Source organism: Janthinobacterium sp. CG_23.4 (genome assembly GCF_029892305.1).
In the GTDB taxonomy this organism is placed as follows: Bacteria; Pseudomonadota; Gammaproteobacteria; order Burkholderiales; family Burkholderiaceae_D; genus Janthinobacterium; species Janthinobacterium lividum_D.
Map to the genome: position 1 here is coordinate 1,048,062 of NZ_JARXUX010000001.1, position 22,905 is coordinate 1,070,966.

Consider the following 22,905-nt stretch of genomic DNA (forward strand, 5'->3'; position numbering starts at 1 on the left):
GGCCTAGACAACCCTAGTTCCTTTGACGTATGGCCTTGACGCTACCTGCCCATTACACTATTAGCCATTCGCTAATCTAATAAGAGAGTGTCATGCATAAGGTCAACGTCGATGGCTTGCTATCGAGCCAGGCTCTGTTCCGCCATATTTCCCCTTCGCAATTAGAACAATTGCGCCAGGATGTCGTGCGCGTCGAAGTGGAAAAAGGCAAAGTGCTGTTCCGTAAGGGCGAAGTGGCGGAAGGTGCTTATGTCGTGGTTTTCGGCCTCGTCAAGCTGAGCGTGTTTTCCATGGAAGGTACCGACAAGGTACTCGAACTGATCCGTCCGGGCCAGAGTTTCGGCGAAGCCATGATTTTCCTCGATGAACCGTACCCGTTCTGCGCCGAAGCGCTTGAGCACTGCCTGCTGCTGCGCATCCCGCCGCACGCGCTGCTGCGCCTGCTGGACCAGTCGCCGCGCATCGCGCGCCAGATGATGAATAGCCTGTCGCACCACCTGATGGGTTTTATTCGCAACGTGGAACGCTGCTCCGTGCAGAACGCCACCCAGCGCGTGGTCGAGTATCTGTTGCAGGCGTCGGACCAGCAGCGTTCGAACGAGGTCAAGCTGGACTTGAAGAAAAGTTTGCTGGCGTCGTTTTTGAACCTGGCACCCGCCACTCTGTCGCGCGTGCTGCACCAGTTGACGGACTTGCATTTGATTAAAGTCAGCGGTTCGCTGATCCAGATCCAGCCCGATGCCTTGAAGACCTACCGTCACGGTGCGATCACGCCGGTGTTGAACTAATTCTTTCAGTAGGCAAGGTCAGCCGCCAGAACAACAGGGCGAGCAAGCTGGCCGCCGCACCGAGCGCGCATACCCCATGCCAGCCCGCCAGCGCATACACGCTGGTGGCGGCAATCGCACCCGCACCGCTACCCACCGCATAAAACAGCATATAGCAAGCCACCAGGCGGCTGTGCGCGTCGCTATCGTGCTTGAAGATCAGGCTTTGGTTCGTCACGTGGATGGCTTGTCCTGCCAGATCTAAGGCGATGATGCCGATGATCAAGGGCCACAGGGCCGTACTGGCAAAGCCGAGCGGCAGCCATGCGGCCAGCATCAATAGCAGGGCTGCGCCCGTCGTCCACTGGGCGCGGCCCTTGTCGGCCAACGCCCCGGCACGCGCCGCGCCCAGCGCGCCGATCACGCCCACCAGGCCAAACGCGCCGATGGCCGCATGGCGATAGCCTTGTGCCGTCAAGGGCAGCACCAGGGCACTCCAGAAGATATTGAACACGGCAAACATCAGCAGGGCCAGCATGCCGCGCACGCGCAGCACCTTGTTATGCATCAACATGGCCAGCATGGAGGAGAACAGGGCACCGTAGGCCAGCTTCTGATGGGATGGCTGCGCTGGCGGCAGCTTGCGCCACAGCAGCAACAGCAGGGCGCCAGCGATGGCCGCCGAGACAAAATACACGGCGCGCCAGTCGGCCATATCGGCCACCACGCCGGACAGGGTGCGTGCCAGCAGCAAGCCTATCACTACGCCGCCCTGCGCCATGCCGACCACGCGGCCCCGCTCGTGGCTGGCCGCCGCACTGGCCGCGTAGGCGATCAAGCCCTGCGTCATGGCCGTGCCCAGCAAGCCGACCATCAGCATGCCGCCCAGCAAGGCGGCCGTGGAACGGGCGCAGCCCAGCGCTGTCAGGCAGATGGCAAGCAAGCCCAACTGGAACAGCGTCAAACGGCGTCGGTTGAGCATGTCGCCCAAGGGCACCAGCAGCAGGGCCAGCGCGCAGCCCAGTTGCGTGGCCGTGATGACCATGCCGCTGGCGGCGTCCGTCATACCGAATTGCTGCGCCAGGGTGGCCAGCAAGGGCTGGGCGTAATACACATTGGCCACGCTGAGGCCGGCTGCCGTGGCAAACAGCCAGACGAGGGAGGGGGGAAGTGCTGTCGTCAGGGGAGGGTTTGTATCGCGCATGGAATGGTAGGTAAGTGGTTTTAAATTAAAACCACTTGGAGTCTGCGCCGGGAAGTTTTAAAATGCAACCACTCAATCGTGGAGACTGCCTGTGGCCAAGCGCAAAAGCCTGAAAACCGACCCCTGTCCCGTGGCGCGCGCGCTCGACGTCATCGGCGAGCGCTGGTCGCTGCTGATCGTGCGCGACGCCTTCGACGGCATGCGCAGGTTTGGCGAATTCCAGAAAAGCCTGGGCGTGGCGAAGAACATCCTGGCCGACCGCTTGCATACGCTGGTGGAAGAGGGCATTTTTACGGTCGCGCCCGCCTCGGACGGCACGGCCTACCAGCAATATGTGCTGACGCAAAAAGGGCTGGCGCTGTTTCCCGTCGTCGTCGGCCTGCGCCAGTGGAGCGAGGAGCAATTGTTCGAGCCGGGGGAGGCCCATTCCAGCCTGCTGCAGCGCGGTTCAGGCTTGCCCGTGCGTCGCATCGACGTGCTGGCCGAGGATGGACGCGTCTTGCAGGCGGGCGATACCGTCGTGCACAAGGTGGTGCCCGAATGACGCGCGTGGCCGTCATCGGCGCTGGCATCACGGGCGTCACCACCGCTTATGCGCTGGCGAAACGGGGCGTGGACGTGACCTTGATCGAGCGTCACCGCTATGCCGGCATGGAAACGTCGTATGCGAATGGCGGGCAATTATCGGCCTCGCACGCGGAAGTGTGGAACCACAGGGCGACGCTATGGAAGGCCTTGACATGGATGGCGCGGCGCGATGCACCGCTGCTGCTCAATCCGACTCCCAGCTGGCACAAGCTGAGCTGGTTTGCGCAATTTCTCGCCGCCATGCCGCACTACGAACGCAACACCATCGCCACGGCCCGCATGGCGATCGCCGCGCGCGAACATCTGTTTGCGTGGGCGCAAGCTGAAAACATCGCTTTCGATCACCGCTGCGCCGGCATCTTGCATATCTACCGGGACCGGCGTGGCTTCGAGCGGGCGGCCGGCGTGTCGCGCTTGCTGGCGCAGGGCGGCTTGCAGCGGCGCGCCGTCACGCTTGCTGAAATGCGCGCCATTGAACCGGCCCTGGCCGGCGACTTTTACGGCGGCTATTACACGGACAGCGATTCCACGGGCGACATCCACAAATTCACCAGCGGCCTGGCCGACGCCTGCGTCCGCCTGGGCGTGGCCTGCCGCTACGGCGCGCAGGTGAAGACGCTGGCGCGCGAGCATGGCAAGGTGCGCGTCAGCCTGGGCGAGGACAGCACCCTGTTCGATGCCGTCGTCATTTGTGCGGGCACGGCCAGTCGTGCCCTGGCAGCAATGCTGGGCGACCATGTGAATGTGTATCCAGTGAAAGGTTATTCGATTACCGTGCAGCTTGATGACGCAGCGAGCCGTGCTGCGGCTCCTTGCGTCAGCTTGCTCGACGACGCTACCAAGCTGGTCAGCAGCCGCCTCGGCGAGGACCGGTTGCGGGTGGCGGGCACGGCGGAATTCAATGGCGATAACCACGACATTCGCGCCGACCGCATCCGTCCGCTATTGCAATGGGTGGAGCAGTGCTTTCCTGGCGTCAATACGCGCAAGGTGGTCCCGTGGGCGGGCTTGCGTCCCATGCTGCCCGCCATGCTGCCGAAAGTGGGGCCAGGCAAGGCGCCCGGCGTGTACTACAACACCGGCCATGGCCACCTGGGCTGGACCCTGGCCGCCGCCACGGCCGAGATGGTGGCGACGCTGCTGACGAGGGCGGTGGCGGCTAGTTCTTCGGCAACAAGTCGCTGAGCGCGACGCGGCCCTTGGCGGTGAGTAAGGAGCTGACCTTGCTGTCGTCTTCCACTGCGCACGATGCGCTGCACCTCAGCTATGCGCCGGGGCGTTCCTGCGCCACCACGGCCATCGCCGCACCCAGGTATTGCAGCATGGCCGCGTCGACGAAGCTGCCTTCCATCAAACGCGGTTCCTGCTGGTGCGCCTGGCGCAATTTGTGCTGCGTGGCCGGGTCCGTGCCCGCATATGAACGGAACAGCTCCAGCGACTGCCGCGCCAGTTGCAGCACGGCCGCATCGGTGGGTGGCGTGCGCGCATCCATGGCGGCGCGCACGGCGGCGATCAGGGCCGGCCACTCGCCCGAGCGCTTGCCGTAGTTGGCGGCCAGGTATGCGTATTCCTGCTCGTCGAGGAAAGGGCGATACAGCGCAATGCGCGAGGCATTGAAGGCGGCAATGATGAATTGCATCAAGTGCGCATCGACGCTGGTCGTCGCTTGCATGGCCGGCTCCTGCGCGTGCATGTCGTTCAGGCGCGCGAACAGGCCGGGATGGGCGCCCGTTTCGCGCACCAGCTTGACCATCCATTGCGTGGCCAGGGCCTGTGCCTCGGCATCGCCGGGGGCGGCGCCCGTCGCCTGCAGTGCGCGCACGCTTGCCACCAGCGCTTTCCATTCCTGTTCCACGGCTGCGTCCGATAGCAGCGGTAGTTGTTGCAGTTCTTCAGGGCTAAAGTATTTGTCGTACATGGTCATCAACTCCATCGTGGTGAGCCACTCGGCCAGTTCCGGGGCTTGCCCTTGCGCCAGTTGCGTCTGCAAGGTGCACAGGCGTGCGCGCAGGGTGGACGCCTGTGCGATCTGGCGCTCCAGCATGGCGATTTGCCGCGCCACGATGGAGGAGAGCGGCAGATCCGGCCCGGCGAGTGCGTTGGCGATCTCGGCCAGCGACAGCCCGAACTTGCGCAGCGCCATGATCCGGTGCAATCGGTCCATGTCGCCATGCTGGTACAGGCGGTAGCCAGCGGGCGTGCGCGTCGAAGGCGAGAGCAGGCCGATGCTGTCGTAGTGATGCAGGGTGCGAATAGTCAGGCCCGTGAGCCTGGCCAGTTCACCGATTTTCAATAGCATGGCTTGCTCCTTGTTTGGCGCGTACAGACAGCATCGACCCTAACGCAGCGTCAGGGTCAAGCGAAATGTTCAATGGAGTCAATCGATCGTCAGCCGCTGCCGCAGTTCCTGCAGCAGGGTGCCGGTTTTGGGCCTTAGCTGGCGCGCCAGCGGCCAGGCCAGATACAGGGGCAAGCCTGGCGTGGCCAGTGCCGGCAGCACTTCTACGATGGCGCCCGTGGCCAGGTATTCTTGCACCAGCCAGGTGGCCAGCTGCGCCACGCCCAAGCCCGCCAGCACGGCGGCGGTGCGCGCTTGCGCGTCGCCCAGCGTCATGCGGGGCGACGCCAGCCGGTATTCGACCTGCGCGCCCTTGTCGTGGCCTGGGAACAGCCATGGCATGGGCGAACCGTCGCCGCGCCCGTAGGCGATGCAGTCGTGGCCATCGAGATCGGCGATGCAGGTGGGTGTGCCGCGCCGCGCCAGGTAGGCGGGCGCCGCGCACAGGATCAGCTGTTCGTCACCTAGGTGCATCTGTCCCAGCGCAGCTGGCCAGTGCGAGGGCGCGCCGATGCGCACGGCGATATCGATGCGCTCCTCGAACAGGTCGACGAAGCGGTCGCTGAAGGCGATCGACGGCTGCAAGCGCGGATATTGCGCGCACAGGTCGAGCAGCGCGGGCATCACGCGCAGACGGCCATACGAGGCCGGCACGCCGATGCGCACCTTGCCCGCCAGTTCTGTCGCGTGTTCGGCCAGGACGTCTTGCGCATCGGCCAGTTCTTGCAGTACGCGCTTGCAGGTGGCGTAGTAGGCGCGCCCAGCATCGCTCAGTTTCAGCCGGCGCGTGCTGCGCTCGAACAGCAGCACGCCCAGCCGTTCTTCCAGGCGCGCCACACTCTTGCTGACGGCCGAACTGCTCAGGTGCAGGCGCTCGGCCGCCTTGGTAAAACTGCCCGCGTCGGCCGTGGCGAGGAAGGGCGTGAGGCCCTTTAAATGTTCCGATGAAAACATGATTCGAGAATATTATTCATGAATAAGATGAAATAGTATCGCGGATCAGAATTGATGTCGCGTATATGATGATTTTTTCTTTTGGAACTACTCTCTCATGCAAAAACACGCCCTCATCATCGGCGCCAGCGGCGTCATCGGCAGCAACTTGGCCACGCATTTGCTGGCGCAAGGCTGGCAGGTGACGGGCGTCTCGCGCGGCCGCACGCCCGTGCCCGCCGGTTGCGTATCGTTGCAACTCGATGCGACCGATGGCGCCGCCGTGGTCACTGCGCTGGCGGGCCTGGACGTCAGCCACGTCTTCTTCACGGCCTGGGCGCGCCAGGACAACGAGCAGGAAAATATCCGCGTCAATGGCGCCATGGTGGCCAACGTGCTGGCAGCGCTGGGTCCGAAGGGCCACTTGCGCCATGCGGCGCTGGTGACTGGCGTCAAGCATTACCTGGGGCCGTTCGACGCGTATGCACAGGGCAGCGTGCCCGTCACGCCGCTGCGCGAAGAGCAGGGCCGCCAGGAGGTCGAGAATTTTTACTATGCACAGGAAGACCGCTTGTTCGAAGCGGCCACGTGCTATGGCTTTACGTGGAGCGTGCACCGCCCGCACACCATCATCGGCTACGCGCTGGGCAATGCCATGAACATGGGCTTGACCCTGGCCGTGTATGCCAGCCTGTGCAAGGCCAGCGGCCAGCCTTTTGTGTTTCCCGGTTCATCCGCGCAGTGGCATGGCCTGTCCGACATGACGGACGCTGGCCAGATCGCGCGCCACCTGGCGTGGGCGGCGCACAGCCCGGCCGCGCGCAACGAGGACTTCAATATCGTCAATGGCGACGTGTTTCGCTGGAAGTGGCTGTGGCCCCGCCTGGCAGCGTACTTTGGCGTGGCAGCGGCGGACTTGCCGCAGACCATGGCGCCACTGGCCGGGCGCATGCACGATGCGCCTGCACAATGGCGTGCCATCGCGCAGCAGCATGATCTGGTGGAAACGGATATCAGCCGCCTCGCTTCCTGGTGGCATACGGATGCCGACCTGGGACGGCCGATGGAAGTGATGACGGACATGGGCAAGAGCCGCAAGGCGGGCTTCTTCGATTACCAGGATACGCAGGATGCCTTCTTCAATCTGTTCGAGAAGTTGAAGGCGCAGCGCATCATTCCACGCTGACCTGGTCGCGGCCAACGAGGTTGTCGGCTTACGCCGTTCCGGCTAAGCCGACCTACCAGACTGCGCGTGCATGGTGGCGCAGCGTAGGTCGGCTTAGCGCGCAAGCGCGTAAGCCGACATCCTGTTATTCGGCCTTGCGCCGCTCCTGCGCCCGCTGCCATTCCAGGCCCGGGCGGTCGACACGAAATTGCAGCAAGCGCCCCTGCACCACTTCCGTCACATACGCCGTGCGGCCATCGGGGCCGCCGAAGCTGATGTTGCTGGGCTTGGCGCCTGGCACGCTGATCTCGCGCAGGATGCGCCCCTGCGGCGACAGTTTGACCACGCTGCCCTTGCCGTAGCGCGTCACGTACAGGTTGCCGTCGACGTCCACGCGCATGCCATCCATGCCGAAATCGTCAAACTTGATCAGCAATCGCTTGCCACTCAGGCTGCCGTCTGCGGCGATGTCATACATCCAGATATTGCGCTGCACGCTTTCATTGATATACAACATCTTGCCGTCCGGGCTCACTTCGATGCCGTTGGCCGTCCCCATGGTATCGAGCGCCAGTGTCACCGTGCCATCGGCCGCGATGCGCCACACGCGGCCCGTGTTTTCTTTCCAGTTCGGGTCGCTCGCATACAGCACGTCATCGGCAGTGATGGCGATATCGTTCGGCTGCGTCATGCGCGGCTCGCGCGCGTGGACGGACAGCGCGCGCGTGGCCGGGTCCACCCGGTAGATCGTGTGCTCGACATAGTCGGCCAGATACATCTGGCCCCGGCTGCCGAAGCGGATGCCGTTGGCGATGCTGGTGCCGGGCAGGCTCAGCCACACTTCGCCGCTGCCATCGGGGCGCACCTTGCCGATGGTTTGCTGGCGCGCAAAGTTGACGGCATAGATATTGCCATCCGCATCCACGGCCGGGCCTTCGATGCCCTTGGTAAAGGAATGTGCGGGCGTGAAGGTGGTGCTGAGGAACAGCGCTTCGTGCGCGGGCGCGCTGGCGCAGGCGGACAGATTGAGCAGCGCGGTGGCTATCACGGCGCCGCGCAGCCAGCGCAGGGTGGTTCGGGAATCGGGCATGATGGATCTCTGTATAGCAACGGTGGCCCATGTTACCCGACGCGTACTGGCTGCGGCGATCCCTGGTCCATGTGAACCATGGAGTAATGCAGGCAAGGGTATCGAGGGGCCATATTTTGCACGCGATGCCGACCGCTGCCCATGCGCGCGCTACCCTTGCGGCGGCCTAAGGCGCATGTAGTTGATTTAAATGAAAATTCACGCCGCATTGCGGTTACACTGGGGCCGCCTATACTGCAGTAGCAGCCTTGGGGCTTGTTCACGGTGGCGCTGGCAATGCCGCGCAGACCCGCTGTCGTAGGCGAATCCCACCATCTATGATGGGTTCCCGGGCTCGGCCCATGCCTGCGAATCTTCCGAGGGTTGCTGGCAGGGACAGTTGGTGCCGAGTAAGTGTGGCTTTGACGATGTCCGGCAAGCCAGTCCGGAAAAATGCAGCACGCGGCACGCAGTACGCGGCTGAGCAATCGGCCTTGGCCATGGGGGGGCAGTTCGCCAATGACGTGCTGCCCATGCGCACCGTTGACGATAAGTAGTCGCATACTTGTATTTTAGAGTATTGTGCCAAATGAGAATGTAATACACCGTAGGCAGCAATAGAGCTGGCGTGCGCGGCGATGTCTGAGTGAACGCTGCGGAACGAAGAGTAGTCCTTGAGGCCGGCCCCCACAGGCCGTACATCGTTACCATGCGCCACACAGCACTCTCGCCCGATCCTGAGGATGCGCCCCAGCAGTTGACCTCCGAGCAAACTCTGCATGCCTCGCATAGCCGCGAAGTCAAGCTGCTGCGCGAGACAATCAATCAATTGTTGATCATGGCCAAGATGCAGGTGCAGGAAAAGGATCAATCCGACACCTTTGGCCCATTGATCAAGCAGTTGCGCGAAGCTAATCAAAATCTGGTACTGGCGACGTTTGGCGCGCAGGATATGCAAGCTTCGGCCGAAGCGACGACCTTGCGCCAGACGGAATTCCTGGCCATGCTTGCGCATGAATTGCGCAACCCCTTGCAGCCGCTGGCGATGGCCAATGACTTGCTGGCCAAAAAGGTCGACCTCGACCCCCAACTGGCGCATGTGCATGGCGTGATCGGCCGCCAGGTGGCGCACATGGCGCGCCTGATCGACGACTTGCTCGATGCCTCGCGCGTCAGCAGCGGGAAGATCACCTTGCAACTGGCACCCATCGTGCTAAGCGAAATTATCGCCAGTGCCGTGGAAGTGGGCCAGGCCAGCATCAGCCAGCGCCAGCAAGGGCTGAGCGTGAGCATGCCGAAAGAAGCGCTGGTCATCGAAGGCGATCTGGTGCGCCTGACGCAAGTGTTTGCCAACTTGCTCATCAATGCCAGCAAATTTACGCACGAGTTTGGCCACATTGACATCGTCGCCAGGCGCCGCGATGATGTGGTGGAAATTGCCGTCAGCGACGACGGCGCCGGCATCGCTCTCGATATCCAGCCCTTCATCTTCGATCTGTTTACCCAGGGCTACCGTTCGCTGGAGCGGGCGCAGGGAGGCTTGGGCATCGGCCTGTCGCTGGTGCGCATCATCACCCAGTTGCATGGCGGTACCGTGGATGTGTTCAGTGCTGGGGTTGGCTTCGGCAGCCAGTTTGTCTTGCAACTGCCCTTGTCCTCGCTGGCGCTGCCGTCGCAAGACATGCACACGCAAGCTGCGGCGTGCGTACTGCCGCGTCGCGTATTACTGATCGAGGATAATGCCGATGCGGCCGAAATGCTGGCGCTGCTGCTGACGCAGGACGGCCACCATGTCGACGTGCGCAATGATGGCCCCAGCGGCTTGCGCGCCGCGCTCGATGCGCCCTACGATGTCATCGTATGCGATATCGGCTTGCCTGGCATGGATGGTTTTCAGCTTATCAGTGCGGCACGCGCGGCGTTGTTGCCGCCACTGCCATGCTTTGTCGCTGCATCGGGCTACAGCCAGCTTGGCGGGTACGACCGCGCTGGCGAGGCAGGGTTTGACCATTATCTGGTTAAGCCTATCAATATCGACGCTTTGTCGAAAATAATCACGGCAACGGTTCCCCGCGGATGGGCGAGGAAATCCTGATGCTTTTGTTTAACATGGTTCAAGTACCGAAAACCGCAGAGAAAAGATCCGATTATGGCCACAGCCCATGCACAGCGGCAGCGCAGGATAGAGCGCGCGCTGTTACGCGACCCAGGTGTGGTGGTAGACGTCAGTATTCGCCTGTGGGAGCAACTGGCCGCTGAATTGAATCAAATCATTGGTGAGCGCGGCGTGGAGTCGATGTATGCCCGCAGTCTGCACCAGAGTCAGAAACAGTTCAGCTGGTTGACGCCCCATTCGCCGCAAGCACTGGATGCCGCCATGACCGCCTTGCGCGCCAGCTTGCAAGGACAGGTGGACAGCGTCGCTTGCGCGGCAAGCACGGCGATGTTGATGCACTTCATCAACACCCTTATTTTATTAATTGGCGAACTCTTAACGAACAGCATCCTCCTCAAAGCCTGGGGTGATGACGTTGTGAATAATGCTGGAACGGAGCCGAACGAATGAACAAAGTTACCATCCAACGCCTGGCCACTGGCGTGCCGGGCTTGGACGAACTGCTGGGCGGCGGAATACCGGAATTTTCTTTTAACCTGCTGGCGGGCACGCCCGGCAGCGGCAAGACGACGCTGGCGCACCAGATCATGTTTTCCCTCGCCACGCCGGAGCGCAAGGCGTTGTTTTTTACGGTCCTGGGCGAGCCACCGCTGAAGATGCTGCGCTATCAGCAGCAGTTTCCCTTCTTCGATGTGGACAAGATCAACCAGTCGATCAAGTTCGTCAATCTGTCGGCGGACTTGCTGGATGGCGATTTCGAGCGCGTGCTGGTGCGCATCGCCGAAGAGGTCGAGGCATTCTCGCCCAGCTTGGTGTTCGTCGATTCCTTCCGCTCCGTGGTGCAATCAGCGAAGGCCATGGATGCGGGCGCTGCCGGCTTGCAGCATTTCGTGCAGCAGCTGGGCACGCAAATGACCAGTTGGCTGGCCACGACCTTCCTGATCGGTGAATACCTGGCGCCCGAGGCCGAGTCCAGCCCTGTGTTTACGGTCGCCGACGGCATCCTGTGGCTGTCACAGCTGGTGCACCGCGAAGCCATGGTGCGCAAGGTCCAGGTGGTCAAGATGCGCGGACAGGCGCAAAGCCTGGGCGTGCACACCTTCCGCATCAATGACGATGGGGTGGAAATCTTTCCCCGCGCCGTGCTCAAGAACAGCGGCATGGGAGGGGGCGGGATTTCCGGCAATGAGCGCCTGTCGCTGGGCGTGCCGGAACTCGACGTCATGCTGGGCGGTGGCTTGCCGGCCGGCTATTCGCTGCTGCTGGTGGGACCATCCGGTTCTGGCAAGACCGTGCTGGCAACGCAATTTCTCAGCGAGGGCGTGCGCTGCGGCGAGCCTGGCGTGATTGCCGCTTTCGAGAAGAGCCCGAACCAGCTGCGCAGCTACCATCTGAATACGCTCGTCAGCTCCGGCCAGGTCGGCGTGATCAACACGCGCACGCTCGATCTGTCGCTCGATGAAGTCTTGCATGACTTGGTGAGCATGATTACCCGCATGAAGGCCAAGCGCGTGGTCATCGATTCGCTGTCCGGCTTTGAAATGGCGCTCGCCTCCATGTTTCGCGAGGATTTCCGCGAATCGCTGTACCGCCTGGTCGCGACTTTGACGGACATGGGCGTGTCGGTGCTGATGACGGCCGAACTGGAAGACCAGTACACCATGCTACGCTTTAGTTCCTACGGCAATGCCTTTCTGGCCGACGCCATCGTCATGCAGCGTTATATCGAGCTCGAAGGCCGGTTCAAGCGCGTGGTATCGGTAGTGAAGGTGCGCGGTAGCGGCCACAGCAAGGATATCCGCTTCTACGATATCGATGCCGGGGGGCTGAAGATCGGCAGCACGCTTAGCCAGTACCAGGGCATCCTGTCGGGCGAGCCGTACCGGGCTTAGAGGCGATGCCACCAGTGGGTGCATTTATTTACTGGCGTAGGCTCTTGGGCGCGGGCGGTTGGTGACAGCTGAGTAAAGGCGTATGATGAAACTGCAGCCATGCTGCTGGCGCTGGCTGTCACCAGAGGGGACGGAGGATGCGTCTTCCGTGTTTCCGAGCCGATCAAGAGGAGATATGATGGAAAAACCCGAATTTATCCTGGCCGCGAAGGCCATGGAAACGCTGGAAATGTATCAGACCTTCTATGGCCATTCGCAGCAATACCAGGAGCATCAGCAAGAAGTGTTGACTCTGCTGCGCCACAAGGGCGCCTCCTTGCTGGTGTCGGAACATGGCCAGGCGAAGTTCTTGCTGGCCTTTGCCGATGCGCTGGAAGCGGCCAGCTTGCCGGGCGAATATGTACCGTTGAGCCGGCGATAGGGCGACAGGGCGATAAGACGCTAACGCGCCTAGCCTGGCGCCGTCTGACGGCGCCAGGCAAAGCCGTGCTAACAAACCGCTCACGCGATGCGATTGCCGCTGCGCGCATTGACGCCGGAGTAGCCTACGTAGCCGTCGCGCTCAGGCGCGCACGAGCTTGCCTGCATGGCCTGTGCGTTCCCTTTTCGCTGTCGTTCGCCGATCAAAGCCGGTTCAAATTGCACCAAAGCCGCATGACCAAGAGCAGCAGATTTGCCTTTGGCGAGTCTGCGCCGGCAGGGCATAAGCTAAGTTGACAGGATCAGTATTGAAGATCTGTCCCTGGGCCAGAGTGCCGCCTGGAAAAATTTCAATACGTGTTTATCCCACAAAATGCAGCTACCGCTGACGAGGCTAGAATTGTTCCCAGTCATCGGATAACGACGCGCGTGGCTTTGCCGCCGCCGGCGGCACTGGCGGGCGCTGCGCCGCAATGCGCACCGGAACGGGTTTCTTCGTTTGGAGGGCAGCGCTGGCCGGGCTTGGCTTTGCACGTTGCCGCACGGCTGGCGATGCTGCAGCCGCAGCGGACACGCGATCAAGCCTGAATACCTGCACCACCTGCTCAAGATTTCCGGCCTGGTCTTGCAGTGACTCGGCGGCGGCAGCGGCTTGCTCGACTAGGGCGGCGTTTTGCTGCGTCACTGTGTCCATCTCGGTGATTGCCTGGTTGATTTGCAAGATGCTGGCTTCCTGTTCCTGGCCCGCCGTGCTGATCTCGTCCATGATGTCGGTGACCAGTTTGACGCTGGCCACGATCTCTTCCATGGTGGTGCCTGCTTGGCTGACCAGCTTGCTTCCAGCCTCGACTTTTTCAACCGAGTCCCCAATCAGCAGTTTGATTTCTTTCGACGCAATAGCGGAGCGCTGTGCCAGGTTGCGCACTTCGGACGCAACGACCGCAAAGCCGCGCCCCTGTTCGCCGGCTCTTGCCGCTTCGACCGCCGCGTTGAGCGCAAGGATGTTGGTCTGGAACGCAATACCGTCGATCACGCCGATGATGTCGACAATCTTTCTGGCCGAAGCATTGATCGAGGCCATCGTCTCGATCATCTCCGTCATCACGGTACCGCCCTGGACAGCGACGCCGGAGGCGGAGATGGCCAAACGATTGGCCTGGCGTGCGTTGTCGCTGTTCTGCTTGACATTGGAGGTGAGTTCTTCCATCGACGCGGCGGTTTCCTCCAGCGAGCTCGCTTGCTGTTCGGTGCGCGCGGAGAGGTCCAGGTTGCCGTTGGCGATCTCGCGGCTCGCAACGACGATGATCTCGACACCTTGCTGCACACCAGCCATCGCCCCGTGCATACGCTGCACCGCCCCTTGCAGCAGTTTGGCGCTGGCGCTTTGCGCCGGCTGGGTCGCCATGCGCAGATCGACAGTGCCGTCGTCGCCACCGGTCAAGGTGGCAACACTAATCGTCAGTTCGGCAGCCTGGACGGCATCGCGGTGCAGCATGACGGCGATGTAGCACAAGACGCTCGATTCAGCCACGACATAGAAGGCATGGATGAGGATGAGGCCGGTTGCCGGCTGTGTCAGGCAACGCACGCCGTAACCGAGTTCCTGCAAATAATTGAAGCTCAAATGATGCGCTGCAATGACCGCTGCCGCGACCACGATCACGGACCAGTCGCGATAGCACAGTAGAAAAGCGAGCAGCACAAAAATGCCGAAATGGGCCTCGGTCATGCCTGCTGCCTGGTGGATATGTAATGCGGCCATGATCATCAGCGCGGCGCCGATAAACTGCCGAGTGAGCCTTGTCCCGCCAGCGTACAGTACCAAGGCCGACGCGATCAGGACGGTAGGCAGCCCGGCGAACAGCGCCCATTTCAGGGTGTCGTGCAAGCTAGCCAGTCCCAGGGCTGCGATGAACAGGCCCCACAGTACGCACAACATCAGCCTGTCGGCGCGGCGATAATTGATTTCAAGGAATGAATTGAGGGCGAGCACTGGCTTATCCTATTGTAGAAATTGATCAGGGTGCGCAGGAACGATGGGCCTTCACTGCGCTGGTAAAGTGTCGATTATGTGCCTGTTGATGTTGAAAAATGTTTCCCTAGCAAATGTTCTTGACATGCGCGCATTGGAAGGCCCACGACTGGAACGAAAGCCCGTTTGCACAGAATTCATTACCGCCCAATTTACCCGGTGTTCCACGGCCCATCACACCGCAATAACAGAACAATAGCAGCAAGGGACGCCTTGGCGAAGCGAACACCTGCTTAGGGCGGAAGCGCGCAGAGCCGATTAGCGCGCTCAATCGCCACCACTAACTTCAGACCGCGATTTTCAGCGCGGCAATTTATACCTGACCAACAGCGTCGGTCCTTTGCCGCCGGGTGGCGTCAGCAGTATCTCGTCACCGGGCAGCATCTCTTCATACATCACCGTGCAACAGGTCGGCATCGAGTGGCCGCGCGCGGGATAAACGCCAACGTCGGTATGCAGGGTCGCAGCGCGTACGTCCACGCTGTTTTCGCCGGTCTTTCCTGCTTCTTGCAGCTGTTTGCGCAGTGCAGTGACGAAGTCCCCTTTGCTGAGCCTGGCAGGTGTTTGGCTTGCCTGCGGGCGAGCGCTTGCGTCGTTTTTCATGGTAGTTCCCTTCAGTGTATACATTTCCGCCACTATATCATTGGCCTCGAATGTTGCATGATGGTCAGCCGGTAGATTTTAGCGGGTAGGGCCAGGTCTGTCATCCTGATACGACCTGAGCGGCTGATGTTGTTGCTAGGAAAAACCGCCTGCGGCGCAGCTCCAGCGGCTTGCATCGACCGCATCCGGCTAAAAGCGGTCGTGGTGAATGGCACATAAGGCTTCGTATCGAGAAGGACGATACGCGACTGGTCTAGCTGACCTTTCTACTGTAAGTGAGTGCAGCAGAGACAATTCGATTCATGTCTGGCCCGGCATTTTGGCAATTAGCTAAATGTATTATTGATGTACGGGTCTGGGGTAGGCTACGGTCTTTCCCGTTTGCCGAGCGCCTCCAAGAGCGCGAGGCGCCTGGCTGTTGTGCGCGCTGGCAGCGGTCGCCGATACCATCCACGCGCAGTATGGCGTGATGATGGTCGCTACCATTGCCTCGCCGCGAACAAGCGCGCGATCCCGACCGAGTGATGCATCAGCCATTCGGCAGCACGGCACTTTGGACATCGTCAGCGTTACGCTGAACGAAAAAGGGCTCGGTTCTGCATCCGCAAAACCCAGCCCGTAGCAATCTGCGAGACTTTAAGACTTACTTAGGCATGACGACAGTGTCGATGACGTGGATCACGCCGTTGTCGGCTACGATGTCGGTCTTGGTGACGTGGGCCTTGTCGACCATCACTTTGCCCTCTTTGACGGTGACGGTCAGCGATTCGCCTTGCACGGTCTTGACCTTGCCCGACTTGACGTCGGCGGCCATCACTTTACCCGGCACCACGTGGTAGGTTAGCACTTTGGCCAGCGCGGCTTTGTCCTTGAGTAGCGCGTCGAGCTTGGCCTTTGGAATCTTAGCGAAGGCTTCGTCGGTCGGCGCGAACACGGTGAACGGGCCCGGACCTTTAAGCGTGTCGAGCAAACCTGCCGCTTGCACTGCGGTCACCAGCGTGTTGAACGAGCCAGCCGATTTGGCGGTGTCGACGATGTCCGCTGCGCTTGCTGCGCCAAAAGCCATGGTGAAAGCTGCTGCCATCAAGATCTTCTTCATGTGAATCTCCTTTGAGTGAACGGTGTATCGAACCCGCATGTGCATAATCTATAGGTAAATATGAATCTTGTCCGTTAGTTGGCGTACTGTGCGCTGGTCTATACCGTTCATTTTACGGCGGCAAGGAACGAGGTCCGTCATTTGCAAGGAACGAGAAGGAACGAGGGTCAGGTCCGGCATTTGCACACAGCCTGAGCGGCTGATGTTGTTGTTAGGGAAAACCGCCTGCGGCGCAAGAGCCAGTCAGAAGAATCGGGGAGCCGTTGCGCTGCAGCGCAACGTCGCTGCGCGGGCGCCTCGCATGCGAGGCGAATTCCCCGCTGCGCCCCGCGTCCGTACCGGACGCGGATTCGGTTCCGGCTGTTTCGTCGTTGGATAAAAAAGTAAGGGCCCCGTCGCTTGCGCTCGGGGGCCCTTACTTTTTTATCCAGTGGTGGAGACGGCGGGAATCGAACCCGCGTCCGCAAGCACTCTACAGACAGTTCTACATACTTAGCACTATCATTTAATTTAACTCAGCCAGCACGGATGTGCACGTTATGGGCAAGCGAGTTACCTATTATTTAGTCGGACGCTAAGTAACCCAGCATACGACGAGTCCCTGTAAATGACTCTAGAGCTTTTAACGGCCCACCCCAGGGACGAGGTGTTCTAGAGCTAACAGCAATTAAGCTGCCAGTGCGTACGAGTTATCGTTTGCAGTTAAGTTTTTTCAGGTTGTATTTACGAGGTAGCCCGCCCTCGGTATGCCCTGCGCTGCTTTGCAACCCACGTCGAAACCAGGTCGTCCCCACAGAACCTTCATTGTAGCGCAATCCGCCCACTCTTGCATGATGCTTTCGCGCTATCGAAGCAAGGGGGCTGGTCTAATGGGGCAGTCCGGTGTGCACTAGGGGCAGGGGCCTGGTTCAAGCCGCCAGTTGCCGCTCCTGCGCCGCCTTCACTACGCCAGTCACCAGCTCGAGCAAGGCTTGCGGCGTGTCCAGCAAATGGTCGGCGTTCCAGTGCAGCGGTTCGACGGGGCCGCAGTAGCCCCAGGCGCAGGCCACCGTGCGCATGCCGGCGGCGCGGCCGGCCTGGATGTCGCGCAGGTCGTCGCCCACGTACCAGCAGTCTTCCGGCGCCAGTTGCAGGCGGCGCGCCGCTTCCAGCAGGGGGGCAGGGTGCGGCTTCGGGTGCGCCATGGTGTCGCCCGAGATTACGCAGCCGGCCGCGCCCAGGCCGATCTGTCCCACCAGTGGGTCGGTGAAGCGGGCCGCTTTGTTGGTGACCACGCCCCAGGCCAGGCCCAGCGCTTGCAAACCGTCGAGCAGGGCGGGGATACCGTCAAATAAACGGCTTTCCACGGCCAGGGCTGCTGCGTAATTACTCAGGAAGCCTTCTTTCAGGGCTTCATAGTCGCTTTCGCCAGGTTGCACGCCATACGACGCGCCTATCATGCCGCGCGCGCCGGACGAGGCAGTGGGGCGCAGGATGGCATACGGGGTCGGCGCCAGGCCGGCGCGCGCGCGCAGCAGATTGATGGCCGCTGCCAGGTCGGGCGCGGTATCGGCCAGCGTGCCGTCGAGGTCGAACAGGATGGCGCGCGGGGCTGGCAGATGGTCTGTGGTCATGGCGGGAAAAGTGTGTCAAATAGGAATGAAAAATGGCGGCCGCAGCCGCCCTGTATTGTGCGTGATGGTTACAGCGGCCGGGTGCAAGCCACCAAATAATTGACGCTGGTATTGTTATTAAGTGAGTAAATCTTGGTCAGCGGATTGTAGCCCATGCCGCGCATGCTGTTGACGTCCAGGCCGGCGCTGCGCAGGTAGTGCGACAATTCGGCCGGGGTGATGAATTTGTCATAGTCGTGCGTGCCTTTCGGCAGCAGGCGCAGAATGTACTCGGCGCCCAGGATGGCGAACAGATACGCTTTCGGATTGCGGTTCAGGGTCGACAGGAACAGGTGTCCGCCCGGCTTGACCAGCGTGGCGCAGGCCTTGACGATGGCAGCGGGGTCTGGCACGTGCTCAAGCATTTCCATGCAGGTCACGACGTCGTACTGGCCCGGCTCTTCTTCGGCCATGGCCTCGGCGGCAATGAGCTTGTAGCGTACCTTGACACCCGATTCCAGGCTGTGCAGGTCGGCCACTTTCAAGGCCTTCTCGGACAGGTCAATGCCCGTCACGTCTGCACCCTTGCGTGCCATTGCTTCGGCCAGGATGCCGCCGCCGCAGCCGATGTCGATCACGCGCTTGCCGGCCAGCGGTACTTTCGCGTTGAGCCATTCGAGGCGCAGGGGGTTAATTTCGTGCAAGGGACGAAACTCGGAAGTGGGGTCCCACCAGCGGTGGGCTAGCTCACTGAATTTTTGGATTTCAAGAGGGTCGGCGTTCATACATTGAATAATAGCGGCATTTTGACAATCGGGTATCTGCGGGCGAAAAAAAACCCCGCCTTGGCGGGGTTTTCCTTGCCGTCCTTGACTTGCGCGACGACTTGCGGCAAGTCCGGGAGGCTCAGCTATTACTTGTTGCGGGTACCAACAACTTCGATTTCCACGCGACGGTTTTTCGCACGGCCTTCGGCAGTTTTGTTATCAGCAACAGCTTGCTTCTCGCCTTTGCCTTCGGTGTACACGCGGTTGCTTTCAACGCCTTTGGTGACCAGGTAGGCTTTAACAGCATCAGCACGACGTACCGACAGTTTTTGGTTGTAAGCATCGGTGCCGACGGAGTCGGTGTGACCCACAGCGATGATGACTTCCAGGTTGATGCCACCCAGTTGCGCGCTCAGCTCGTCGAGCTTGGCTTTGCCTTCTGGCTTCAGCGTGGCTTTGTCGAAATCGAAGAATGCATCAGCAGCGAAGCTGACTTTTTCCGAGGTAGGAGCAACAACGACTGGTACTGGTACGACAACGGCTGGTGCCGGTGCTGCTGCGGGTGCGATTGGCGCTGCTGGGGCCACGCATTTGCCATCTTGCAGGGTTTCTGGTGCTACGCACAGTGGCACGTCGCAACCTGGCACCGCGTCAGCAGGTGTCCAGTAGCCAGTGCGCCAGCAAAGACCGAATGGATCGCGCACGATCACGCCGCGGGCATCTTGCACGTAAGCGCTTTTTGGGCTTGGTGCCTTGATGTCAGTGGTCACTGGCGCGAATGGTGCCGAGGTTGGGGTTTGGGCCGAAGCCGAGCCAGCAATCACTGCGGATGCAGCGAAAAACAGCGTTACAAATTTATTCATTCTTTTTTCCTTTCGGGGGGTGATATCCGCAGAACAACACTGCGCTACTGGTACTACGTGCCAAGATTTTATCATGTAGACCATATGCGCTCGTTTCAGATTGCGAAACTAGCAATTAACTTCTCAGCCATTTTGCCACACGCATCAAGGGCGCACGACCGTGGTTAAATCAAAGCTGGCTCGATTTTAGATTGCGCGTTGTTTTCGCGCAACGAAATAGCCTGTTTGTAACAGATCTGTAACATTTGATCACTTTTTTTGCCACTTTAAAGGGCTGGTGTCTTGAACTGGTGTTGCCATTGTGCACTATCGCTAGGCCATGCGTGCATGGTCCCGGTGCAATCTGACAAGATTGTCGGCCTGGCCAATTTGTACAGGTAGCTGGGCGCGCATGCTAAAATCGTGCGCTTGACTGTTAAGAGTGTCGAGCAAATGCCCACGACGGCACTGCATGGCCAGGACGTACCCCTGCGGTACGCTTACTCGCCGTGCTGCGTGTCAGCCGATTTGCCCGGGCACTCTGCGACATGGAAGCCGGGCCGGGCCAGCAGCGCGCGGCGCGGCGTCCACGACGACAGCCGCCTAGGATATGCAGTATTGCGTCATACATTGCGTAACAGATTAAGTTAACCACAGCCTGAGATCAGTCGAACCGCCAATGGATCAATTCGCAAAAGAAACAATTCCTATTTCCCTCGAAGAAGAGATGCGCAAGAGTTACCTCGATTACGCCATGAGCGTGATCGTCGGTCGTGCCTTGCCCGATGCGCGTGATGGCTTGAAGCCAGTGCACCGCCGCGTCTTGTTCGCGATGCATGAAATGAATAACGTGTGGAATCGCCCTTACGTTAAGTGCGCCCGCGTGGTCGGCGAAACCATGGGTAAATACCATCCCCACGGCGATGCCTCGATCTACGACACACTGGTGCGCATGGCGCAAGATTTTTCGCTGCGCTACATGCTTGTCGATGGCCAGGGTAACTTCGGTTCCGTCGATGGCGATGGCGCCGCAGCAATGCGTTACACCGAGTGCCGCCTGGACAAGATCGCCAGCGAACTGCTGGCCGATATCGACAAAGATACCGTCGATTTCCAGCCCAACTACGATGGCAAGGAAAAGGAACCGACGGTCTTGCCGACGCGTATTCCGAATCTGCTGATCAATGGCTCGTCCGGTATCGCCGTCGGCATGGCGACGAACATTCCGCCACACAACATCACCGAAGTCATCGATGGCGCGCTGCATGTGCTGCGCAATCCCGAGTGCACGATCGATGAATTGATCGAAATCATTCCCGCTCCCGATTTCCCTACCGCCGGCATCATCTATGGCGTGTCGGGCGTACGCGACGGCTACCGCACTGGCCGTGGCCGCGTCGTCATGCGCGCCAAGACCCACTTCGAAGAATACGGCAAGGATGGCGGGCGCATCGCCATCATCGTCGACGAGCTGCCATTCCAGGTCAACAAGAAATCCTTGCTGGAACGCATCGCCGAGAACGTGCGTGACAAGAAGCTCGATGGCATTTCCGACATCCGCGACGAATCCGACAAGTCGGGCATGCGCGTGGTGATCGAGCTGAAGCGGGGCGAAGTGCCGGAAGTGGTACTCAACAATCTGTACAAGCAGACCCAGTTGCAAGACACCTTCGGCATGAATATGGTGGCCCTGGTCGATGGTCAGCCGAAGTTGCTGAACCTCAAGCAGATGCTGCAATGCTTCCTGTCGCACCGCCGCGAAGTGGTGACGCGCCGCACCGTGTTCGAGCTGCGCAAGGCGCGCGAACGCGGCCATGTGCTCGAAGGCCTGGCTGTCGCGCTGGCCAACATCGATGACTTCATCGCCATCATCAAGGCCGCGCCGACGCCGCCGATCGCCAAGGTCGAGCTGATGGCCAAGGCCTGGGATTCGTCCGTGGTGCGCGAAATGCTGGCCCGCACGGGCGACGGCACGACGCCGGGCGGCATCGATGCCTACCGTCCGGAAAACCTGCCGAAGCACTATGGCATGCAAGCAGATGGCCTGTACAAGCTGTCGGACGACCAGGCGCAGGAAATTTTGCAGATGCGCCTGCAGCGCCTGACCGGCCTGGAGCAGGACAAGATCGTCAACGAGTACAAAGACGTGATGGAACATATCGCCGACTTGCTCGACATCCTGGCCAAGCCGGAACGCGTTACCGTCATCATCACCGATGAAATGACAGCGGCGAAGAATGAATACGGCGCCGGCAACAAGGACGTGCGCCGCTCGCAGATCGAGCTCAATGCGACCGACCTGGAAACGGAAGACTTGATCACGCCGCAAGACATGGTCGTGACCCTGTCGCACACCGGCTACATGAAAGCGCAGCCGATTTCCGAATACCGGGCGCAGAAGCGCGGCGGACGCGGCAAGCAAGCCATGGCGACCAAAGAGGAAGACTGGATCGACCAGCTGTTCATCGCCAACACGCACGATTACATCCTGTGCTTCTCGGATCGCGGCCGCATGTACTGGCTGAAGGTATGGGAAGTGCCGCAAGGCTCGCGCAATTCGCGCGGCAAGCCGATCGTCAACATGTTCCCGCTGCAGGACAACGAAAAGATCACCGTGATCCTGCCGCTGTCGGGCGAGAACCGCACGTTCCCGGAAGACCATTACGTGTTCATGTCGACCAGCCTGGGCACCGTCAAGAAGACGCCGCTGAAGGACTTCAGCAATCCACGCAAGGCCGGCATCATCGCGGTCGACCTGGACGACGGCGACTTCCTGATCGGCGCGGCGCTGACCGATGGCCAGCACGACGTGATGCTGTTCTCCGATTCGGGCAAGGCAGTGCGCTTCGATGAAAACGATGTGCGTCCGATGGGCCGCACGGCACGCGGCGTGCGCGGCATGAACCTGGAAGAAGGTCAGCACGTGATCGCCCTGCTGGTGGCCGAGAACGAGCAGCAGTCGGTGCTGACGGCAACCGAAAACGGCTACGGCAAGCGTACGCCGATCACCGAGTACACGCGCCACGGACGTGGCACGAAAGGCATGATCGCCATCCAGACCAGCGAGCGCAACGGTAGAGTGGTTGCCGCGACCCTGGTCAATACCAGCGATGAAATCATGCTGATCACCACCGGTGGCGTGTTGATCCGTACTCGCGTGTCGGAAATTCGCGAGATGGGCCGCGCGACGCAGGGCGTAACCCTGATCGCAGTGGAAGACGGCACCAAGCTGTCCGGCCTTCAGCGCGTGGTGGAAACCGATATCGACGAAGTCGAGCTGACGACGGAGGCGGGCCTGGAGGCCGCCGCTGCGCCGGTAGCGGCTGAACCAGCCGATCCGGCTGCGGTCGATCCGGTCGACCCGGCCCAGCCGGAGTAAGATGATTGGGGCTCTTTCGGGAGCCCCAATTGCTATTGGCGCGCCAGTTGCGACGCGGACGGTCGTTAGGTCCGTAGGTCGGCTTAGCCCAAAGGGCGT

General features: G+C 60.8%; 20 protein-coding genes and 1 other RNA gene. 10 read left to right on the top strand and 11 right to left on the bottom strand.

The window, feature by feature from the left end; translation table 11 throughout:
• Positions 1-92: 92 nt before the first annotated feature.
• A complete protein-coding gene (locus H4V96_RS04630) occupies positions 93-788 on the top strand; it encodes a Crp/Fnr family transcriptional regulator (RefSeq protein ID WP_010395654.1) in 696 nt (231 codons plus the stop codon).
• Here H4V96_RS04630 and H4V96_RS04635 read toward each other — a convergent pair.
• A complete protein-coding gene (locus tag H4V96_RS04635) occupies positions 769-1,971 on the bottom strand; it encodes an MFS transporter (RefSeq protein WP_196855304.1) in 1,203 nt (400 codons plus the stop codon). The genes H4V96_RS04630 and H4V96_RS04635 overlap by 20 nt on opposite strands.
• A 91-nt stretch (positions 1,972-2,062) precedes the next feature.
• On the opposite strand from H4V96_RS04635, the gene H4V96_RS04640 reads away from it, so the two are divergent.
• Both H4V96_RS04640 and H4V96_RS04645 read left to right on the top strand, forming a co-directional pair.
• Positions 2,063-2,515 carry a helix-turn-helix domain-containing protein gene (locus tag H4V96_RS04640; protein WP_010395659.1) on the top strand — a complete coding sequence of 151 codons (453 nt, stop codon included), beginning with the start codon at positions 2,063-2,065 and terminating at the stop codon, positions 2,513-2,515.
• Complete coding sequence (locus H4V96_RS04645) at positions 2,512-3,744, top strand: D-amino acid dehydrogenase (RefSeq protein WP_010395662.1); 1,233 nt, start codon at positions 2,512-2,514, stop codon at positions 3,742-3,744. The genes H4V96_RS04640 and H4V96_RS04645 overlap by 4 nt, the downstream gene beginning before the upstream one ends.
• A 79-nt stretch (positions 3,745-3,823) precedes the next feature.
• On the opposite strand, the gene H4V96_RS04650 is transcribed toward H4V96_RS04645, so the two are convergent.
• Positions 3,824-4,858 (bottom strand): MerR family transcriptional regulator, encoded by a 1,035-nt coding sequence (locus H4V96_RS04650; RefSeq protein ID WP_196855303.1) that lies wholly within the window; start codon positions 4,856-4,858, stop codon positions 3,824-3,826.
• A 78-nt stretch (positions 4,859-4,936) separates the two neighbouring features.
• Entirely contained in the window at positions 4,937-5,851 is a 915-nt protein-coding gene (locus H4V96_RS04655) for a LysR family transcriptional regulator (RefSeq protein WP_196855302.1), read from the bottom strand.
• Positions 5,852-5,948: 97 nt separating this feature from the next.
• Between H4V96_RS04655 and H4V96_RS04660 the strand changes: the two genes are divergently transcribed.
• Entirely contained in the window at positions 5,949-7,016 is a 1,068-nt protein-coding gene (locus H4V96_RS04660; RefSeq protein ID WP_280720727.1) for an SDR family oxidoreductase, read from the top strand.
• A gap of 124 nt (positions 7,017-7,140) precedes the next feature.
• On the opposite strand, the gene H4V96_RS04665 is transcribed toward H4V96_RS04660, so the two are convergent.
• Positions 7,141-8,085, bottom strand: a complete 945-nt coding sequence (locus tag H4V96_RS04665; RefSeq protein ID WP_196855300.1) for an SMP-30/gluconolactonase/LRE family protein — start codon at positions 8,083-8,085, stop codon at positions 7,141-7,143.
• A gap of 407 nt (positions 8,086-8,492) precedes the next feature.
• On the opposite strand from H4V96_RS04665, the gene H4V96_RS04670 reads away from it, so the two are divergent.
• From H4V96_RS04670 to H4V96_RS04690, 5 genes are all read left to right on the top strand, one after another.
• Complete coding sequence (locus tag H4V96_RS04670; RefSeq protein WP_280720728.1) at positions 8,493-8,621, top strand: hypothetical protein; 129 nt, start codon at positions 8,493-8,495, stop codon at positions 8,619-8,621.
• A gap of 152 nt (positions 8,622-8,773) precedes the next feature.
• The gene (locus tag H4V96_RS04675) at positions 8,774-10,159 is read left to right on the top strand and encodes a hybrid sensor histidine kinase/response regulator (RefSeq protein ID WP_280720729.1); all 1,386 of its coding nucleotides are present in this window, start codon (positions 8,774-8,776) and stop codon (positions 10,157-10,159) included.
• 54 nt (positions 10,160-10,213) lie between these two features.
• Positions 10,214-10,630 (top strand): hypothetical protein, encoded by a 417-nt coding sequence (locus tag H4V96_RS04680; protein WP_196855299.1) that lies wholly within the window; start codon positions 10,214-10,216, stop codon positions 10,628-10,630.
• A complete protein-coding gene (locus H4V96_RS04685; RefSeq protein WP_196855298.1) occupies positions 10,627-12,072 on the top strand; it encodes an ATPase domain-containing protein in 1,446 nt (481 codons plus the stop codon). The genes H4V96_RS04680 and H4V96_RS04685 overlap by 4 nt, the downstream gene beginning before the upstream one ends.
• A 178-nt stretch (positions 12,073-12,250) precedes the next feature.
• Complete coding sequence (locus tag H4V96_RS04690) at positions 12,251-12,493, top strand: hypothetical protein (RefSeq protein ID WP_029496224.1); 243 nt, start codon at positions 12,251-12,253, stop codon at positions 12,491-12,493.
• A gap of 393 nt (positions 12,494-12,886) precedes the next feature.
• On the opposite strand, the gene H4V96_RS04695 is transcribed toward H4V96_RS04690, so the two are convergent.
• From H4V96_RS04695 to ompA, 7 genes are all read right to left on the bottom strand, one after another.
• Complete coding sequence (locus H4V96_RS04695; RefSeq protein WP_196855296.1) at positions 12,887-14,485, bottom strand: methyl-accepting chemotaxis protein; 1,599 nt, start codon at positions 14,483-14,485, stop codon at positions 12,887-12,889.
• 339 nt (positions 14,486-14,824) lie between these two features.
• Positions 14,825-15,127 (bottom strand): HNH endonuclease, encoded by a 303-nt coding sequence (locus H4V96_RS04700; RefSeq protein ID WP_196855295.1) that lies wholly within the window; start codon positions 15,125-15,127, stop codon positions 14,825-14,827.
• A 643-nt stretch (positions 15,128-15,770) separates the two neighbouring features.
• Positions 15,771-16,226, bottom strand: coding sequence for a fasciclin domain-containing protein (locus H4V96_RS04705; RefSeq protein ID WP_196855294.1), 456 nt, complete (start codon positions 16,224-16,226; stop codon positions 15,771-15,773).
• A gap of 431 nt (positions 16,227-16,657) precedes the next feature.
• Positions 16,658-17,018, bottom strand: a transfer-messenger RNA (tmRNA) gene (gene ssrA / locus H4V96_RS04710).
• A 116-nt stretch (positions 17,019-17,134) separates the two neighbouring features.
• A complete protein-coding gene (locus H4V96_RS04715; RefSeq protein ID WP_010395687.1) occupies positions 17,135-17,839 on the bottom strand; it encodes an HAD-IA family hydrolase in 705 nt (234 codons plus the stop codon).
• A gap of 68 nt (positions 17,840-17,907) precedes the next feature.
• The gene (gene ubiG, locus H4V96_RS04720) at positions 17,908-18,603 is read right to left on the bottom strand and encodes a bifunctional 2-polyprenyl-6-hydroxyphenol methylase/3-demethylubiquinol 3-O-methyltransferase UbiG (protein ID WP_029496225.1); all 696 of its coding nucleotides are present in this window, start codon (positions 18,601-18,603) and stop codon (positions 17,908-17,910) included.
• A gap of 128 nt (positions 18,604-18,731) precedes the next feature.
• Positions 18,732-19,448 carry an outer membrane protein OmpA gene (gene ompA / locus H4V96_RS04725; protein WP_010395691.1) on the bottom strand — a complete coding sequence of 239 codons (717 nt, stop codon included), beginning with the start codon at positions 19,446-19,448 and terminating at the stop codon, positions 18,732-18,734.
• Between the two features lie 658 nt (positions 19,449-20,106).
• On the opposite strand from ompA, the gene gyrA reads away from it, so the two are divergent.
• Positions 20,107-22,806, top strand: coding sequence for a DNA gyrase subunit A (gene gyrA, locus H4V96_RS04730; RefSeq protein ID WP_070345614.1), 2,700 nt, complete (start codon positions 20,107-20,109; stop codon positions 22,804-22,806).
• Positions 22,807-22,905: the final 99 nt, after the last annotated feature.